This window comes from Rahnella sp. ChDrAdgB13, assembly GCF_017655185.1.
In the GTDB taxonomy this organism is placed as follows: Bacteria; Pseudomonadota; Gammaproteobacteria; order Enterobacterales; family Enterobacteriaceae; genus Rahnella; species Rahnella contaminans.
Window position 1 is genome coordinate 15,846 of the sequence record NZ_JAEMGT010000079.1, and the last position, 16,458, is coordinate 32,303.

17 protein-coding genes are annotated in these 16,458 nt (G+C 54.9%); 9 read left to right on the top strand and 8 right to left on the bottom strand.

Annotated features, from left to right (window positions below; genetic code table 11):
* The first annotated feature begins 141 nt into the window (after positions 1-141).
* The 4 genes from J8X26_RS18925 (at position 142) to modC (ending at position 3,239) form a co-directional block, all read left to right on the top strand.
* A complete protein-coding gene (locus tag J8X26_RS18925) occupies positions 142-300 on the top strand; it encodes an AcrZ family multidrug efflux pump-associated protein (protein WP_152325463.1) in 159 nt (52 codons plus the stop codon).
* Between the two features lie 185 nt (positions 301-485).
* Positions 486-1,259 carry a molybdate ABC transporter substrate-binding protein gene (modA, locus tag J8X26_RS18930; protein WP_165059500.1) on the top strand — a complete coding sequence of 258 codons (774 nt, stop codon included), beginning with the start codon at positions 486-488 and terminating at the stop codon, positions 1,257-1,259.
* Between the two features lie 227 nt (positions 1,260-1,486).
* The gene (modB, locus tag J8X26_RS18935) at positions 1,487-2,176 is read left to right on the top strand and encodes a molybdate ABC transporter permease subunit (RefSeq protein WP_104922867.1); all 690 of its coding nucleotides are present in this window, start codon (positions 1,487-1,489) and stop codon (positions 2,174-2,176) included.
* Between the two features lies 1 nt (position 2,177).
* Positions 2,178-3,239 (top strand): molybdenum ABC transporter ATP-binding protein ModC, encoded by a 1,062-nt coding sequence (gene modC / locus J8X26_RS18940; RefSeq protein ID WP_152325465.1) that lies wholly within the window; start codon positions 2,178-2,180, stop codon positions 3,237-3,239.
* Here the strand turns inward: modC and J8X26_RS18945 are convergent.
* Positions 3,236-3,490 (bottom strand): helix-turn-helix domain-containing protein, encoded by a 255-nt coding sequence (locus J8X26_RS18945; protein WP_152325466.1) that lies wholly within the window; start codon positions 3,488-3,490, stop codon positions 3,236-3,238. The two genes, modC and J8X26_RS18945, sit on opposite strands and share 4 nt — an antisense overlap.
* Positions 3,491-3,633: 143 nt before the next feature.
* Here J8X26_RS18945 and J8X26_RS18950 point away from each other — a divergent pair, with 143 nt between their 5' ends.
* Complete coding sequence (locus tag J8X26_RS18950) at positions 3,634-3,906, top strand: helix-turn-helix transcriptional regulator (protein WP_152326320.1); 273 nt, start codon at positions 3,634-3,636, stop codon at positions 3,904-3,906.
* A 63-nt stretch (positions 3,907-3,969) separates the two neighbouring features.
* Here J8X26_RS18950 and J8X26_RS18955 read toward each other — a convergent pair whose 3' ends face one another.
* Positions 3,970-4,791 carry a pyridoxal phosphatase gene (locus J8X26_RS18955; RefSeq protein WP_152325467.1) on the bottom strand — a complete coding sequence of 274 codons (822 nt, stop codon included), beginning with the start codon at positions 4,789-4,791 and terminating at the stop codon, positions 3,970-3,972.
* 182 nt (positions 4,792-4,973) lie between these two features.
* Here J8X26_RS18955 and pgl point away from each other — a divergent pair, with 182 nt between their 5' ends.
* Positions 4,974-5,975: a 6-phosphogluconolactonase gene (gene pgl / locus J8X26_RS18960; RefSeq protein WP_165059503.1), complete on the top strand. Its 1,002-nt coding sequence runs from the start codon at positions 4,974-4,976 to the stop codon at positions 5,973-5,975.
* A 254-nt stretch (positions 5,976-6,229) separates the two neighbouring features.
* The gene (locus J8X26_RS18965) at positions 6,230-7,741 is read left to right on the top strand and encodes a methyl-accepting chemotaxis protein (RefSeq protein WP_195814145.1); all 1,512 of its coding nucleotides are present in this window, start codon (positions 6,230-6,232) and stop codon (positions 7,739-7,741) included.
* A 73-nt stretch (positions 7,742-7,814) separates the two neighbouring features.
* Here J8X26_RS18965 and J8X26_RS18970 read toward each other — a convergent pair whose 3' ends face one another.
* The 3 genes from J8X26_RS18970 to J8X26_RS18980 form a co-directional block, all read right to left on the bottom strand.
* Positions 7,815-9,095 carry a putative acyl-CoA thioester hydrolase gene (locus J8X26_RS18970; protein WP_195814144.1) on the bottom strand — a complete coding sequence of 427 codons (1,281 nt, stop codon included), beginning with the start codon at positions 9,093-9,095 and terminating at the stop codon, positions 7,815-7,817.
* A gap of 169 nt (positions 9,096-9,264) precedes the next feature.
* A complete protein-coding gene (locus J8X26_RS18975; protein ID WP_152325471.1) occupies positions 9,265-9,960 on the bottom strand; it encodes a type 1 glutamine amidotransferase domain-containing protein in 696 nt (231 codons plus the stop codon).
* 27 nt (positions 9,961-9,987) lie between these two features.
* Positions 9,988-11,025, bottom strand: coding sequence for an NADP-dependent oxidoreductase (locus J8X26_RS18980; RefSeq protein WP_208951615.1), 1,038 nt, complete (start codon positions 11,023-11,025; stop codon positions 9,988-9,990).
* 270 nt (positions 11,026-11,295) lie between these two features.
* Here J8X26_RS18980 and aphA point away from each other — a divergent pair, with 270 nt between their 5' ends.
* Positions 11,296-12,009: an acid phosphatase AphA gene (aphA, locus tag J8X26_RS18985; protein ID WP_208951616.1), complete on the top strand. Its 714-nt coding sequence runs from the start codon at positions 11,296-11,298 to the stop codon at positions 12,007-12,009.
* 65 nt (positions 12,010-12,074) lie between these two features.
* Here the strand turns inward: aphA and J8X26_RS18990 are convergent, their stop codons facing one another.
* Both J8X26_RS18990 and J8X26_RS18995 read right to left on the bottom strand, forming a co-directional pair.
* Positions 12,075-12,854 (bottom strand): ABC transporter substrate-binding protein, encoded by a 780-nt coding sequence (locus J8X26_RS18990; RefSeq protein ID WP_208951617.1) that lies wholly within the window; start codon positions 12,852-12,854, stop codon positions 12,075-12,077.
* 35 nt (positions 12,855-12,889) lie between these two features.
* A complete protein-coding gene (locus J8X26_RS18995; protein ID WP_152325475.1) occupies positions 12,890-14,044 on the bottom strand; it encodes a methionine aminotransferase in 1,155 nt (384 codons plus the stop codon).
* Positions 14,045-14,201: 157 nt separating this feature from the next.
* Here J8X26_RS18995 and J8X26_RS19000 point away from each other — a divergent pair, with 157 nt between their 5' ends.
* Entirely contained in the window at positions 14,202-15,164 is a 963-nt protein-coding gene (locus J8X26_RS19000; protein WP_152325476.1) for a LysR substrate-binding domain-containing protein, read from the top strand.
* Here the strand turns inward: J8X26_RS19000 and bioA are convergent, their stop codons facing one another.
* Complete coding sequence (bioA, locus tag J8X26_RS19005) at positions 15,165-16,433, bottom strand: adenosylmethionine--8-amino-7-oxononanoate transaminase (protein WP_165059509.1); 1,269 nt, start codon at positions 16,431-16,433, stop codon at positions 15,165-15,167.
* Positions 16,434-16,458 lie beyond the last annotated feature (25 nt).

Below are 16,458 nucleotides of genomic sequence, written 5' to 3' on the forward strand. Positions count from 1 at the left end.
CAGGCAGGCAAGTTGGCTAAATGCTAAAGTAATCACAGTCCCGTACTGTTATTATCCGCAACAGATTGATTTTTCGTTTTGACTTCAAGCACGAAGTCCTACAACGCCTTCGGGCCGTTCAGCCAGTTAAGTGAGGCTATCATGTTAGAATTATTAGAAAGTTTGCTTTTCGCTGCCATCATGGTACCGATTTTCATCGCGGTTATCCTGGGTCTGATCTGGGGACTGGGCGAAATTTTCAACGTTATTTCCAACGTCGGCCACTCTAAAGAGTCCCGAAATACCCCGATTGTAAAATGAGTTAAGGGGTTTAAACCGCTTTCCGAAGAGCCCGGCCATTGTGCCGGGCTTTCTATTTTCAGGGTGAGATCAAGAAACCGCAGGTTCTTAATGTCCGCGGGGATAAAACGGATGACATCATTTTTTTCGACGTTATATTGGTGCTTACATAACGTAACATCTACTTATAAGGAAGAAGAAAACTGATGAAAACCTCATGGGGCAAATTGTTAACTGCTACCGTCATGGTCGCCGGTCTGGGCGTTCAGGCTCAGGCTGCTGAAAAAATTACGGTCTTTGCCGCCGCGTCGCTGACCAATGCGTTGCAGGATATCGCCACGCAATATCAGAAAGAAAAGGGCGTGCAGGTTGTCTCCTCTTTCGCTTCCTCTTCAACGCTGGCGCGCCAGATTGAACAGGGCGCACCGGCGGATATGTTCATCTCTGCCGACCAGCAGTGGATGGACTACGCCATCAGCAAGCAGGAAATCGTTGATAACACCCGTTACACCTTGCTGGGCAACGAACTGGTGCTGATTTCTGCGAAAAGCAGCAAAATCGATAAAGTCGATATTACTGAAAAAACCGAATGGACCAAACTGCTGGGCGACAGCCGACTGGCAGTGGGCGATCCGGACCACGTTCCGGCCGGTATTTATGCTAAAGAAGCCCTGCAAAAACTGGGCGCCTGGACCACGCTGGAACCTAAACTGGCGCGCGCCAGCGACGTTCGTGCGGCAATGGCGCTGGTAGAACGTGAAGAAGCGCCACTGGGAATCGTGTATGGCTCTGATGCGGTTGCCAGCAAAAAAGTTAAAGTGGTTGGCATCTTCCCGGCAACCAGCCACAAGCCGGTTGAATATCCGATGGCGATTGTGAAAGGCCACGAAAATGCGACCGTCAGCGGTTTCTATGATTATTTGAAAACGCCAGCGGCCGCTGAAATCTTCAGGAAATACGGTTTCACACCGCGCGGATGATCCGTTTATCGCCGAAACCCTGAAGTCATCCCTCCGGGGATGACTTTATATTTGTTCCACGTTGTAATGTAATACTAAAGCGTTGATTCTTTCCTGATGTCGCGAATACAAAATGCCCCGAGCACCTAATCTTGCGTCCCCCTGTGGCGGCTGATTAAAGGCTTTACCTTTTTTGCCGATATTTTATGTTTGCGGCTTCACATTTTATTCAGGACAAATGAACCGACATGATGTTGAGTGAATATGAGTGGCAGGCGGTACTTCTCAGTTTGAAAGTCTCGAGCCTGGCCGTTGTTTGCAGTCTGCCGCTTGGTATTCTGATGGCGTGGATTTTGGTCCGCTGCCGCTTCCCCGGCAAATCCCTGCTCGACAGTATTATCCATCTGCCGCTGGTATTACCGCCGGTGGTCATTGGTTATTTGCTGCTGGTGGTGATGGGGCGACGCGGCGTGGTGGGGCAGTGGCTGTATAACTGGTTCGGCTTCAGTTTCAGTTTTAGCTGGCACGGTGCCGTGCTGGCGTCCGCTGTTGTTGCGTTTCCGCTGATGGTGCGGGCTATCCGCCAGTCGCTCGAGGCCGTCGATCCCAAACTTGAACTTGCTGCCCGGACGCTCGGTGCGTCGCCGTGGCGGGTGTTTTTCACCATCACGCTGCCGCTTTCGGTGCCCGGCGTTATCGTCGGCATCGTGCTGGCCTTCGCCCGTTCACTGGGTGAATTTGGCGCGACCATCACCTTCGTTTCCAATATTCCGGGGGAAACGCGCACCATTCCGCTGGCGATGTATACCCTGATTGAAACCCCCGGCGCAGAAAGTGCCGCCGCACGGCTTTGCGTACTGGCGATCCTGCTGTCTCTGGCGGCGTTACTGATTTCTGACTGGCTGGCAAAACGCAGCCGCATACGGCTGGGAGGCTGAAATGCTTGAACTCAATTTCAGCCAGAAGCTGGGTGACCTGGATTTACAGATTTCACAGGAACTGCCAGCGCAGGGCATCACCGCGATTTTCGGTTTGTCCGGCGCGGGCAAAACGTCCCTGATCAACGCTATATGCGGGCTGACCAGGCCGGACTCAGGGCGTATCGCGCTCAACGGGCGAATTTTATCTGACACGCAGAACAACATTTTTCTGCAGCCGGAAAAACGCCGTGTGGGGTATGTTTTTCAGGATGCGCGCCTCTTTCCGCATTATCGCGTGCAGGGAAATCTGCAATATGGCATGGCGCCATCGATGCGCGGCCAGTTCGACAATATCGTCCGTCTGCTGGGCATCGGCGCTTTGCTCGACCGTTTCCCGCTGACGTTATCCGGCGGCGAAAAACAGCGCGTGGCGATTGGCCGTGCACTGCTGACCGCACCGGAAATTCTGCTGATGGACGAACCGCTGGCGGCGCTGGATCTTCCACGTAAACGCGAGCTGATGCCCTATCTGGAGCGTCTGGCACAGGAAGTCAGCATTCCTATTTTGTATGTGACGCACAGCCTGGATGAGATTCTGCGTCTGGCGGAAAAAGTGATGGTGCTGGATGCCGGTAAAGTGCTGGCGATGGGTGCGCTGGAGGAAGTGTGGGCGAGCAACGTCATGCGTCCGTGGCTGCCGAAAGAAGAGCAGAGCAGCGTGCTGAACGTCAGCGTGCTGGAACATCATCCGCGTTACGAAATGACGGCACTGGCGATTGGCGACCAGCGTTTATGGATCAGTAAAGTGGAAGAAGCGCCCGGCACGCCGCTGCGCGTGCGCGTGAATTCCACCGACGTTTCGCTGGTGCTGCAACCGACCGCCAACAACAGCAGCATCCGCAATATTTTGCCCGCGAAAGTGCTGGAATGTCTGGACGTGGGCAATCAGGTGGAAGTGAAACTGGCGATGGCCGATCACATTCTCTGGGCACGCATTACGCCTTGGGCGCGCGATGAACTGATGGTTCGTTCAGGCCAGTGGCTGTATGCGCAGATTAAAAGCGTGTCGGTGAACCGTTAAGCTTTTGACGCGTGATACAGCGCCAGAACTTTTTCGGCGAATTTGTCATCGATAATATAGAAATAACACTCCGGCACATTCAGCACGCGGGCGAAATGACACATGGTGTCAAAGTTCGGACTGTAGGTGCCGTTTTCATATTGTGAAACCCGCGAACGTGCGGTGCTTTCATCAATTCCCGCCATAACGCCCAGTTTTTCCTGCGTCAGCTTCGCCTTTGTTCGGGCAGATTTCAGTCTGTATGAGATCATCGTCAATAACCACAAAAAGAGTATTGACGTTATGTTTAGCATTACTTAACATCATTGTTGTTTAGAGTTACTAGACATCGTAAAGTGAAAGTGTAGTTCACTTTTCTGAATGCCGTACAGACAACAAAGGATGAACGATGAGAATGGAAGATGACTGGCACCCGGCAGATATCATCGCCGGGTTACGTAAGAAAAGAACCACGCTGGCGGCGGTTTCGCGGGAAGCCGGTTTAGGTTCCTCGACGCTGGCAAATGCGCTGGCGCGTCCATGGGCAAAGGGCGAAATGATTATCGCTAAAGCACTGGGAGTTCCGCCGTCGGCTATCTGGCCGAGCCGGTATTTTGATGCACAGATGCGGTCGATTCCGCGCTTCATACGGCCCGTAAAAAACAAACCCGAATTAAAGACCGACTGATGATTTTGTGGCAGAAAAAACGCCTTCCTCTGTAGCAGGGGAAGGCGCGAAAAAACGCAGGGATTAGTTGAGGACTTTTGTGCGGATAACGTCTGCAATGCCCGGCGTTTCGTGGTCACCAATGACCAGTGCCGCGCGTTCTTTTATCGCATCCGCCGCATTGCCCATCGCCACGCCCAGACCGACATTTTCCAGCATACTCAGGTCATTGTAGTTATCGCCGAACGCGACCACATCCTGCATGCTCATGCCCTGAGATTCGACCCATTCCTGTAAGCGACGGCCCTTGCTGTTGCCGCCTTTCGCCACGTCTACCTGATCGTGCCACGACCATTCGCAGGCCAGACCCAGATCGTTTTCCACCTGTGCGGCAAACGTATGCAGCGCATCCAGATCCTGATGCGACGTGGCAAATTTCCAGATGGACTGCGCCTCGTCTGCGGCTTCACGCAGGCTGTTAACCTGAACGATGTTCGGACGCTGATGTTCCGGCAGGCTCTGACCCCAGGCAATCGAACGGGTCACATGGCCGCTTGGTTGCTGATACAGCATCGCATCATCGACATACAGCAGGCCGTGAATGCCGTGATGATCCAGCAGGTCGATGACTTTTTTAGCTTTCACGCTGTCGAGCGGATCGGAAGTTAATACTTTACGTGCCTGATAATCATACAAATAAGTTCCGTTACAGCAGATAGCAGGTGTATCGAGCTCCAATGCCTGATAAAACGGGTGGATTGCCACATGATGGCGACCGGTGACGACAACCACTTTAATGCCTTGTGCGCGGGCATCGGCCAGCGCAGCAAGAGATTCAGGAAGAATACGTTTTTGACGGTCCAGCAGCGTACCGTCGAGATCGAGCGCAATAATGCGATAAGTCATGAGCAGTCCATCGTAAGTGTGGGTGGATCGAAGAAATTATCATCATGTTACCGTGTTAAGCCTGCTAATTAAACCTTGGATCCGGCACCTTTAGTGCCGCCAGTGCGTTGAGTTATCGTGTTAACCTGAGCTACGCTTTTAAAAAGTCTACCCACTCATTCGGTTTTTAATAAGGAGATGTGATGAAGCAAGTCGTCTACGTTGCCAGCCCTGATAGCCAGCAAATCCACGCTTTTCATCTGGCGGATAATGGTGAACTAAGCCTGCTGCAAACGGTGGAAGTGCCGGGACAGGTTCAGCCGATGGTGCTCCATCCTGACGGTCATCGTTTGTATGTCGGCGTGCGCCCGGAGTTTGGCGTACTGACGTACCATATTGACCACGAAGGGAAACTGGAAGAAGCCGCGATGGCTCCGCTGCCGGGCAGCCCGACGCATCTGGGGATCGACCTTCAGGGGCGTTTTGTGTTCTCGGCTTCTTACAGCTTCAACAACGTCAGCATTCATCCGCTGGATGAAAAAGGTCATGCGCTGGCACCGGTTCAGGTTCTGGAAAACATCCAGGCGCCGCACTCTGCCAATATTGACCCGACCAATCAGTTGCTGATGATCCCGGCGCTGAAAGAGGACCGCATTCGTCAGTACGATTTCAGCCAGAAGGGCGAAGCGACACCACATCAGACCGCCAGCGAGCTGCGGACAGCTGAAGGTGCCGGTCCGCGCCACATGGCATTCCACCCGAATCATCACTTTGCCTACTGTGTAAATGAGCTCAACAGCAGCGTTGATGTGTACCAGAAAGACGTCGGCACCGGCGAATATCGTCAGGTTCAGACGCTCGGCGTGATGCCGGCTGATTTTACCGGCACCTGCTGGGCGGCCGATTTGCACATCACGCCGGACGGAAAATTCCTCTACGCCTCAGACCGTACGGCCAGCCTGATTTCTGTTCTGTCGGTTTCCGAAGATGGCAGCGAGCTTACGCTCACAGGGCACCATGCGACGCAAACTCAGCCGCGGGGTTTCAATATCGACTTCACCGGCCAGTACGTGATCACGGCGGGCCAGAAATCCGATGCCATTGAAGTGGCGAAAATCAATCCGCAAAACGGCCAGCTGACCACGCTGAAAACCTACCCGGTGGGCAAAGCGCCGATGTGGGTAAGCATTCTGGAAATTGATTAATCACTCTGGTGTATTAGTGAGATTGTCTAATGTTTATGTTTTAACATCTCAATAATACCGCCACGGAATAATGATCAAGCCCCTGTAATAAGGGGCTTTTTTATTGCCTGAACCTTTCGGGCGATTGATAAGAAATATTTTAACTTCTCTCTAAATGTTAATCATTGCCGGTCGATAACTCTCCCGTTATTCACTCATTCTTCGGTGGCATTGCCACTTCAGAGTCAGTCCATTTGGAAATCAGGGAGAAGAAAATGAATGTACTTTCAGGGATCGCTGGCAAAGTTCGTCATGCCACCATCGCTGGCAAACTCGGTGCCGGTTTTGCATTGGTGCTGTTGCTGGGATCCTTTATCGCTGTGTCGGGTATTTATCATCTGACCAGCATCAACCAACGCGCCGAAAAGGCCACGCTGCTTAAAACCGTTAACGATTTGCTCAGCGGTGCAAAATTTTCCCGGCTTTCATACATGGCCAGCAAAGACCCAAAATATGTTGAGGAAAACCGCCAGGCGCTGGATAAGCTCGAAGCCCGGCAGGCGCAGGTCGCGGCCTATTCCTGGGATGCCGAAGATCAGCCTCTGGTGGACGCCATGCCTGAAAACATCCGCCGTTACCGCGAAAGCTGGCAGCAAACGCTTAATCCTCCGGCAGGCAGCGATCTGCAACAAATCACCGCACAGCTGGCGCAGGCCGGGCTGGCGCTGACGTCCGCATCCAATACGCTGCTCGATCATGAAATGGGCAACCTGCACGAAGAAGTCACCCGAACCATTCAGGAAATGCTGGCGATTATCGCCGCGACGGTGATCGTGGGCGTGCTGATTTCCTGGCGCACGACGCGCGGGCTGACACTTCCGCTGCGCCGCACACTTGCCACCGCTGAACGGATTGCCGCAGGCGACCTCTCAACGCACGCCACCAGCCACAGTCATGACGAAGTGGGGCAACTGACCCGTGCGATTGAAGGCATGAATAAAAACCTGCACGGCATCATCGGTGATATCCGGGAAGGGGTGACTCAGGTCACGCGTGCCTCGAGTGAGATTGCAGCGGGTAACATTGATTTGTCGGCGCGTACTGAAGAACAGGCGGCAGCGCTGGGGCAAACGGCGGCCAGCATGGAGCAGCTCACCTCGACGGTGAAACAGAATGCCGATAACGCTACGCAGGCCAGCCAGCTGGCGTCTGATGCGGCCGTGACGGCAGCACGCGGCGGCAAACTGGTCACCGACGTGGTGGGCGTGATGAAAGAGATTGCCGTCAGTTCGAAGCAAATTTCTGAAATCACCACCGTCATCAACAGCATTGCCTTTCAGACCAACATTCTGGCGCTGAATGCCGCCGTTGAAGCGGCGCGTGCCGGTGAACAGGGCCGCGGCTTCGCGGTGGTTGCCAGCGAAGTGCGCAGCCTCGCGCAGCGCAGCGGGCAGGCCGCTAAAGAGATCGAAGGGTTAATCGAAAAATCGGTGACCAACGTGAATAACGGCTCAACGCTGGTGGAGAAAGCAGGCGATACGATGGAAGAGATTGTCGGTTCCGTCCGTCACGTTACGCAGATCATTCATGAGATTGCGTCGGCGTCGGATGAACAAAGCCGGGGGATCAGCCAGATTGCGCTGGCCGTGGCCGAAATGGACACCGTGACACAGCAGAACTCCGCGCTGGTTCAGCAGTCCGCCAGTGCTGCGGCGTCGCTCGATGAACAGGCGCTGAATCTGGAACGCACGGTTTCGGTATTCCGTCTCGGCAATGAAAGGGCATAACCGGTAAGATTTTCAGGTAAAAAAAATGCCGCCGGAGTTTCCTCCTGCGGCATTTTTATTGCGTCAGACTGAATTACTTCGCAGGCTGAGTCAGCACATTGTTGTACTGCCACAGGCGGTTGAAGTTGGTGTCATTCAGGTTACGCTGCTGTTTTTCATCTTTCGGCACGTTGCCCACAAACGGATGACCGGAGAAGACGGCGTCGCCCCACGGGTTCATCTGGTCGTAGCTGTTGTCGAAGCTGCTGTCGCGAATGACCAGCTGGCTGCTGGCATCGTTAGCATCCCACGCGCGGCCCATTTTCGCTTTTGCTGCCTGCTCGAAACCCCGGTCGCCGGTCAGATTGCTGTCGATCACCAGGAAACCGTAAGGTGCTGTGGCTGGCGTATTCGGTGCGAAGATGGACGCCTGTTTCACGCCGCGGCTGCTGACGGTGTGGAATTCAACGTGGTCGAATACGGCATTAGCACGACCAAACACGTAATCCACATCACCCACGATCAGGCTGTTATGCACGTAAGCACGGCTGTAACGGCTGTTGTCGGTCTGGTTGTGGATGTTGGCGGTGTTCACCATAAAGGTGTTCTGGCGGCCAATCAGACGGACGTTGTCGAGAATCACGTTGTCGCCGTCGGTACGCAAAGCAACGGCCGAATGATCGCCGCCGTCAACGGTATCAAGCAGGGCGTTACCAATGGTCAGGTTCTGCACTTGCAGGCCGTTGCTTTGTGACCAGACGGTCGCCGTACAACCTGTGCCGATGGTTTCGGTCGTCAGATTCGCACAGTTCTGGAACATATAGAATGCGCGGTCACCCGGCAGGAACTGGCCGTTAGGGCTGACGGTTGCGCGGTACGCCGCTGGTGCCGCAGAGGCTTCCAGCGTTTGCGTCAGCGTGACATCCGCAGAGCTGTTACCTGCCCCGAATAAGGTCACTGGCGGCGCGCCAGCCGGAATGTAAACCGCGCCGTTGTAAGTGCCCGGCAGGATTTTAATGAAAATACGCTCACCGTGGTTACGCACGGCCAGTGCGGCATTTACCGCCTGTTGTACGGTGGAATACGATGCGCCATCGGTGCCTAACTGCGGGCCAACCACAAAGTTAGTTTTCGCCGCGTCAGTGCTTGCCAGTTTAGGGAACCAGCCCTGTTGCTGAACCTGCAAAGAAGGGCCGCCAAAGGCCAGATAATTTTTCGCTGTGAAGTTGGCCGCTTCGTCCGCTGATAACACGGGCAGTGACGCGGTGCCCGGCGCAACCTGGCTGGATAAGCCTTGATGACTGCTGCTACATGCCGCCAAAATCAGGCTGGCGGACAACATAGCGCACGCGCGTGACAGGGTGGAAATTTTCACTGTGACTGACTCCTTGATGAAGAAAGTTATTCTTTTTTTCAATGTCGCGGCCATTGCCGCAATAAAAAAACGGCGGCCAGTAAAACTGACCACCTTTTCTGCGTCTTTTATACCACAGGAATCAGCTGTATATCACTGTCAGTGATGCTTTGCCGCAAGCCGCGTCAGATCATTTGCTGATCTCTGCGCCGCCCAGCAATTTCAGCAAGGCTTGTGCGACGGCTTTGGACGAGGCCGGATTCTGCCCGGTGATCAGCTTGCCGTCGGTGACTACATACGGACGCCAGTCAGCGGCTTTGCTGTAATCGCCGCCGTGCTTTTTCAGCTCGTCCTCCACCAGGAAAGGCACGATGTCCGTCAGCCCGACGGCGTCCTCTTCGCTGTTGCTAAACCCGGTCACGCGTTTGTCTTTGACCAGCGGCGTGCCATCGTCAAGCAGCACATTGCGCAAAACGCCGGGCGCGTGGCAAACGGCGGAAACCGGTTTGCCTGCCGTCCAGAACGCCTTAATCAGCTCCACCGAATGCGCGTCTTCCGCCAGATCCCACAACGGGCCGTGGCCGCCGGGATAAAAAATAGCGTCGAAATCAGCAGCATTCACCTCCGCCAGTTTCACCGTTGTGGCGAGCGCGTGTTGAGCGCTTTTATCCTGACGAAAACGCGCCGTGGTTTCAGTCTGGGCATCCGGCTCATCGCTTTTCGGATCCAGCGGCGGTTGCCCGCCTTTCGGCGACGCCAGCGTCAATGTCGCACCGGCATCCAGAAATTCGTAATACGGTGCGGTGAATTCTTCCAGCCAGAAACCGGTTTTCTTGCCGGTTTCGCCGAGTTTATCGTGCGATGTCAATACAATCAGTAATTTCATGTTACCTCCTGTGGACGCAGTCAGGGATCAATCCTGCCCGACACGAACGACCAGTTTGCCAAAGTTTTTACCCTCAAGCAGACCGAAGAACGCCTGCGGTGCGTTTTCCAGCCCTTCAACAACATCTTCGCGGAACTTCACTTTCCCTGCTTCAAACCATTCGCCCATCTGCTTTGCAAATTCCGGATAACGATGGCCGTAATCATCAAAAATAATGAATCCCTGCATGCGCAGTCGCTTTCTCAAAATCGTGCTGGCAAGCAGTGACAGGCGGTCGTGACCTTCTTTCAGGCCGGTGGCGTTGTATTGCGAAACCAGACCGCATACCGGAATACGGGCTTTGGTATTGAGCAACGGAAGAACCGCGTCAAACACCGCGCCGCCGACATTTTCGAAATAAACGTCGATGCCGTCAGGGCAGGCGGCTTTGAGACGTTGATCTAAATCCGGCGCGCGGTGATCTAAGCATTCATCGAAGCCGAAATGCTCCACGGCGTAGCGGCATTTCTCTTCACCCCCGGCGATACCCACCACGCGGCAGCCTTTGATTTTACCGATTTGTCCGACCAGGGATCCGACCGGCCCGGTGGCTGCGGCGACCACCAGCGTCTCGCCCGGTTTCGGTTCGCCGATATCCAGCAGCCCCATAAACGCGGTGAAGCCCGGCATCCCCAGCACGCCCAATGCCAGAGACGGTTGCTTAAGCGCAGCGCCTTCCAGCTTTTTCACTTCATCCGCGTTCACGACGGCGTAATCCTGCCAGCCGGTTCTGCCCATGACGAGATCGCCGGTCTTAAAATCCGGGCTGTGGGATTCCACCACGCGGGACACCCCGCCGCCGGTCATCACTTCACCGATTTGCACCGGCGCGGCATACGAAGGCGCGTCGGACATCCGCCCGCGCATGTAAGGGTCAAGAGAAAGCCAGACGGTGCGCAACAAAAGCTGGCCTTCTTTGGCCACGGGCAGCGGGGCTTTTTCCAGACGGAAATTGTCATCAACAGGTTTACCATGAGGGCGGGACGCCAGAACGATGCGGCGGTTTTCAGACTGAGATTGAGACATACCAATACCTTCCCGTTTCATATAAGAGAGTTAAAAGTCGACGTAATTGGGAATAAGTATAGGACGCGAAGTTGTTTTCGCATGAAGCGGTTTATGCCATGTTCTTATGAGTCATGCGTTTTATCCCCAAACTGTGACCCTCATCTTTTCCTATGACTTTGTCCGAGAAATCCCTTTAAGTCTGTTAAGGGCGCAGGTATGTTCGGTAAGGTTTTTGACCACTTGCTCCGTTTTATCTTTCAGATTAATAAGCATAAAAAAGGGATCCCGATGCATAAAACACCTCTGGCACTCAGTGCCGTTTTCCTGCTGCTCAGCCTTGGCCAAACGGCGACGGCAAAAGACGCTGCGCCCGCACCGCTGTATCCGGGCGTTAACGTTGCACAACTCGCCCAACAGTCGCCGGTTCACTGGGTTTCTGTCGCGCAAATTGAAAACAGTCTGCAAGGCCGTCCGCCGCTGGCGGTGGGTTTCGATATTGATGACACGGTGTTGTTTTCTTCGCCGGGCTTTTACCGCGGCCAACTGGAGTTTTCTCCGGGCAAACAGGACTATCTGAAAAACCCGAAATTCTGGGAAAAAATGAATAACGGCTGGGACGAGTTCAGCATGCCGAAAGACGTGGCGAAAAGCCTGATTGCCATGCACCTCAAACGCGGCGACAGTATTTATTTCGTTACCGGGCGCAGTGAAACCAAAACCGAATCCGTCACCAAAACCTTGCAGAATGATTTCCAGATCCCGCAAGACAAAGTAAATCCGGTGATTTTTGCCGGTGACAAAGCCGGGCAGAACACCAAAACGCAGTGGCTGAAAGATAAGCAGATGAAGATTTTCTACGGGGATTCGGACAACGACATCACCGCCGCACAGGCCGCCGGTGCGCGCGGCATCCGCGTATTACGTGCGTCAAACTCCAGCTATAAACCGTTACCGCAGGCCGGCATCTTTGGCGAAGAAGTGATTGTGAATTCTGAGTACTGAGAAGAAAAGACAGTCAGTGGCAGGATTTGCGCCTCACCAGAATACAGGTGAGGCGCAGAAAAAAATTACTTCACACTCACATCAATATCGCCGAAATATTTCTTCGAAAGCGTCTTAACTACGCCGTCGTTCTGCACTTTGGCGATAGCGGTGTCGAGTTTTTCTTTCAGCGCGGCATCACCTTTGCGCAGGCCGAAGGCAATGCCGCTGCCGAGGATTTTATCGTCGCGCACGGCGTCGCCGACAAAGCCGTAATCCTTGCCATCAGGGCGTGACAGGAATCCGCTCTGGCCCGCCGGAGCCAGCACTAACGTGCCGTCCAGACGCCCTGAGGACAAGTCCAGATACACCTGGTTCTGATCCTGATAAGAAACAATATCCACGCCTTTCGGTGCCCAGTGCGCCTGCGCGTAACTTTCCTGAATCGAGCCCTGCAACACGCCGATATGTTTGCCTTTCAGCGCATCAACGGTCGGCAACAGGCCGGAATCTTTTTTGGCAATCAGCTTCGTCGGTACGCGGTAAATCACGTTGGTGAAATCGATCGCCTGACGACGCTTTTCGGTTACGTTCATGGCGGAGTTGATTGCATCGAATTTACGCGCCTGAAGGGCGGCAATCAGGCCATCGAAAGAGGTGTCGTACCATTCGCATTTCACGCTGGCCGCGGCGCAAACGGCATTACCCAAATCAATATCAAAGCCCTGCAATTCGCCGGTGGCGCTTTTGGATTCAAACGGCGGATACTGCGCTTCCAGACCGAATTTCAGCGTGGAACCGTCTGCCAGCGCAGAAAAAGAAGCCACGGCACAACCTAACAGCAATGCGATTTTCAATTTTTTCATTATTCACAATTCCCCTGCGGTATCAGAAAGTAGGCTCAGACGCGACACAGACGGCGTGCGCCTTCATACAACGTGTCGTTATCTTTGGCAAAGCTCAGGCGGATAAGCCCGGTGGGTTTGTTATTACTGTAAAAGGCCGACAGCGGGATGGTAGCAATCTGGTGATCCCGGATCAGGCTCAGCACAAATTCATCGTCGGTCAGCGGGCTGAAATGACTAAAACGCGCCAGCATAAAGAAACTGCCACGGCTTGGGAGTAATTCAAAGCGGGATTCGCTCAGCGCTTCCGCCAGCAAATCGCGTTTTTTCTGATAAAAATCCGCCAGACCGAGATAGCTTTGCGGATCGGCCAGCGCTTCGGCAAACGCAACCTGCATCGGCGTGTCGGCGGAGAACACCATAAACTGATGCACTTTGCGGATTTCGTCCATCAGTTCCGCCGGTGCCAGGCAGTAGCCCACGCGCCAGCCGGTGACGTGATAGGTCTTGCCGAACGACGACACAATGACGCTGCGCCCGGCCAGCTGCGGATGGCAGGCCATGCTTTCGTGGCGCTCGCCGTCGAAAACTACGTGCTCGTAAACTTCGTCCGACAAAATCACGATGTCAGTGTCTGTGGTCAGCGCCGTCAGACGTTCGATGTCGAAATCAGTGAAAATCGCGCCGGTTGGGTTGTGCGGGCTGTTGATGATGATCATGCGCGTGCGGCTGTTGATGGCGCTCGCGACCTGATCCCAGTCGATGCTGAAATCCTCCATCGACAGGCCGATCGCCACCGGTTTTGCGCCCTGTAAGCGGACAATTGGCGCGTAGCTGTCAAACGACGGCTCGAAATAAATGACTTCATCGCCCGGATGCACCAGCGCGCTGATGGCGGAATACAAGCCTTCGCTGGCGCTGGCAATCACGGTGACTTCGCTGTCGGCGTCATAATGGCAACCGTAAAGCGCTTCAACTTTGGCGGAAAGCGCATGGCGCAGCGCGGCCACGCCGCTCATCGGCGCATACTGGTTATGACCGTCGCGCATGGCTTTGGCAACGCTGTCGATAAGCGCAGGCTGGCAGGAGAAATTCGGTGCGCCCTGCGATAAGTTCAGGGCATTGTGCTCGGCGCTCAGCTGGCCAATCACGGTGAAAATAGTGGTGCCGACATCCGGTAATTTAGACTGCGGCGACATCGCGCTTTTCATAGCATTTTCCCCAAAGGAAACAGGCCGGGCGGCCATGAGAAGGTTAAAACGGGTGTTTAACGATTAAGCAGCAGTTCGCCTGTGCCGACAATGGAAAATTTGTCATACTCGCCATGATCAGCCGTCATGGCTAAATGCTGAATTTACCGGGGGCTCCGTGACACTTTCGCCTGAACTGTCGTATCTGAATGCACTGAATTTACCGTCGCTCAACGTGCTAAAAACCTTTGCCGTCGTCGCGCAAACCCTGAATCTGACGCATGCCGCCACGTTGCTGCACATCACGCAGGGCGCGGTCAGCCGTCAGATAACCGGGCTGGAAACATCGCTGGGGTATCCGTTGTTTTTACGTCAGGCCCGCGGGCTGACGCTGACCCCGCGCGGGGCGCAACTATTACCGCCCGTACAGCAGGCGCTGTCGCTGATGGGTGATGCGCTCAAACGCGTCGGTTCACACCCGGATACGCTGCGGATCAAATGCCCGACATGTTCGATGCGCTGGTTATTGCCACGCGTGATCCAGCTGCAAAACGACCGGCCTGATATGCGCATCGAACTGACGGCCTCGATTGCGCACGGCGTGGATTTCAGCAATGAGCATTTTGATGCCGCCGTGATTTTCGGGCGGCCACCGGAATCGCAGCGCCGCGCGCATCATCTGTTTGACGAAGTGCTGACGCCGGTCTGTACGCCGGATTTTTTGCCCCGCCATAAAGGGAAAACTGCGGTTGCCGATCTGGCGGATAAAACGCTGCTGCACCCGACCCGCGACCGCCGCGACTGGCTTTTGTGGCTGCGGGAAGAGGGCGTGCAGGGGTTGCCGTCGGAGAAATCACAGCATTTCGACACGCTGGATCTGGCGATTAATTCGGCACTTCAGGGTTATGGCGTGGCGATCGGCGATCTGACGTTAATTGAAGATGATTTGCAGGCGGGCAGGGTGATTGCGCCTTTTCCGCTTTGCGTGGCGAGCGGCGCGTCTTATACGTTGTTGTATCCGGAAAACCCGACGCCCGCGCTGAAAGTGGCGATTGATTTTCTCAATGAACAGGCGCGTCTCAGCCGGGAAAAGCTGAGCGCGCTGTTATCAACGTCGCACCGGCTGGTCAGCGCCGTGTGATCAATAGAGGGCGCTGGCAATGGCACCGGTCAGTTTACGGAGTTCTTCCGGCGTGATGATGTACGGCGGCATCAGGTAAATCAGCTTGCCGAACGGACGGATCCACACGCCCTGTTCCACGAAATGTTTTTGCAGTTGCGCCATGTTGACCGGCTGGCGCATTTCCACCACGCCAATCGCGCCGAGCACGCGCACGTCGGCCACTGCCGGATGTCCGGCCAGCGGCAGTAATTCATTTTTCAGCTGTTTCTCGATATTGAGCACCTGCGCCTGCCAGCGGTTTTCCGACAATAAACGCAGGCTGGCATTAGCGACCGCGCAGGCCAGCGGATTGCCCATAAACGTCGGGCCGTGCATGAAACAACCCGCTTCGCCGTTGCTGATCACTTCAGCGACATGCCGCGTGGTCAGCGTGGCGGAAAGTGTCATATAGCCGCCGGTCAGCGCTTTGCCGAGGCAGAGAATATCCGGCGAAATCTTCGCATGGTCACAGGCAAACAGCTTGCCGGTGCGGCCAAAACCGGTGGCAATCTCATCGGCAATCAGCAGCACGCCGTACTGATCGCACAGGTTACGCACCCGTTTAAGATACAGCGGATGGTAAATCCGCATCCCGCCCGCGCCCTGAACCACCGGCTCTAAAATCACTGCGGCAATTTTGCTGTGGTTTTCATCGAGCATTTTGGCGAAAGGCGCAATGTCCGCTTCGTCCCATTCGCCGTCAAAACGGCTCTGCGGCGCGTCGGCAAACAGATGCTGCGGCAGATAGCCCTGATACAAACTGTGCATCGAATTTTGCGGATCGCAGACCGACATCGCGCCGAAGGTATCGCCGTGATAGCCGTTGCGCAGCGTCAGCAGCGTCTGACGTTTCTCGCCACGCGCCTGCCAGTATTGCATCGCCATTTTCAGCGCCACTTCCACCGCGACCGAACCTGAATCCGCCAGAAACACGCATTCCAGCCCGGCAGGCGTCATTTCCACCAGACGACGCGACAGCGCGATAGCCGATGGATGCGTGATGCCGCCGAACATGACGTGCGACATTTTGCCAATTTGCTCAACCGCTGCCTGATTCAGTTGCGGGTGGTTGTAGCCGTGGATCGCCGCCCACCAGGACGACATGCCGTCCACCAGTTCACGCCCGTCGGCCAGATGTAAAAGCACGCCGGACGCGGATTCCACCGGATATGCGGGCAGCGGTTTGGTCATGGATGTGTACGGATGCCAGATGTGGCGCTGGTCGAATTCGATATCGGCGGGGCTCATAAAGGATTCCTGCGGGCGGTAAATT

Bases quoted from the DNA above. Each gene is read 5' to 3' on its own strand.
- pgl (WP_165059503.1), top strand. From the start codon at position 4,974: ATGAAGCAAGTCGTCTACGTTGCCAGCCCTGATAGCCAGCAAATCCAC.
- J8X26_RS18975 (WP_152325471.1), bottom strand. From the start codon at position 9,960: ATGAAATTACTGATTGTATTGACATCGCACGATAAACTCGGCGAAACC.
- J8X26_RS18990 (WP_208951617.1), bottom strand. From the start codon at position 12,854: ATGAAAAAATTGAAAATCGCATTGCTGTTAGGTTGTGCCGTGGCTTCT.
- J8X26_RS18965 (WP_195814145.1), top strand. From the start codon at position 6,230: ATGAATGTACTTTCAGGGATCGCTGGCAAAGTTCGTCATGCCACCATC.
- J8X26_RS18980 (WP_208951615.1), bottom strand. From the start codon at position 11,025: ATGTCTCAATCTCAGTCTGAAAACCGCCGCATCGTTCTGGCGTCCCGC.
- aphA (WP_208951616.1), top strand. From the start codon at position 11,296: ATGCATAAAACACCTCTGGCACTCAGTGCCGTTTTCCTGCTGCTCAGC.
- J8X26_RS18995 (WP_152325475.1), bottom strand. From the start codon at position 14,044: ATGAAAAGCGCGATGTCGCCGCAGTCTAAATTACCGGATGTCGGCACC.
- bioA (WP_165059509.1), bottom strand. From the start codon at position 16,433: ATGAGCCCCGCCGATATCGAATTCGACCAGCGCCACATCTGGCATCCG.
- modC (WP_152325465.1), top strand. From the start codon at position 2,178: ATGCTTGAACTCAATTTCAGCCAGAAGCTGGGTGACCTGGATTTACAG.
- J8X26_RS18955 (WP_152325467.1), bottom strand. From the start codon at position 4,791: ATGACTTATCGCATTATTGCGCTCGATCTCGACGGTACGCTGCTGGAC.
- J8X26_RS18925 (WP_152325463.1), top strand. From the start codon at position 142: ATGTTAGAATTATTAGAAAGTTTGCTTTTCGCTGCCATCATGGTACCG.
- modA (WP_165059500.1), top strand. From the start codon at position 486: ATGAAAACCTCATGGGGCAAATTGTTAACTGCTACCGTCATGGTCGCC.
- modB (WP_104922867.1), top strand. From the start codon at position 1,487: ATGATGTTGAGTGAATATGAGTGGCAGGCGGTACTTCTCAGTTTGAAA.
- J8X26_RS18950 (WP_152326320.1), top strand. From the start codon at position 3,634: ATGGAAGATGACTGGCACCCGGCAGATATCATCGCCGGGTTACGTAAG.
- J8X26_RS18945 (WP_152325466.1), bottom strand. From the start codon at position 3,490: ATGATCTCATACAGACTGAAATCTGCCCGAACAAAGGCGAAGCTGACG.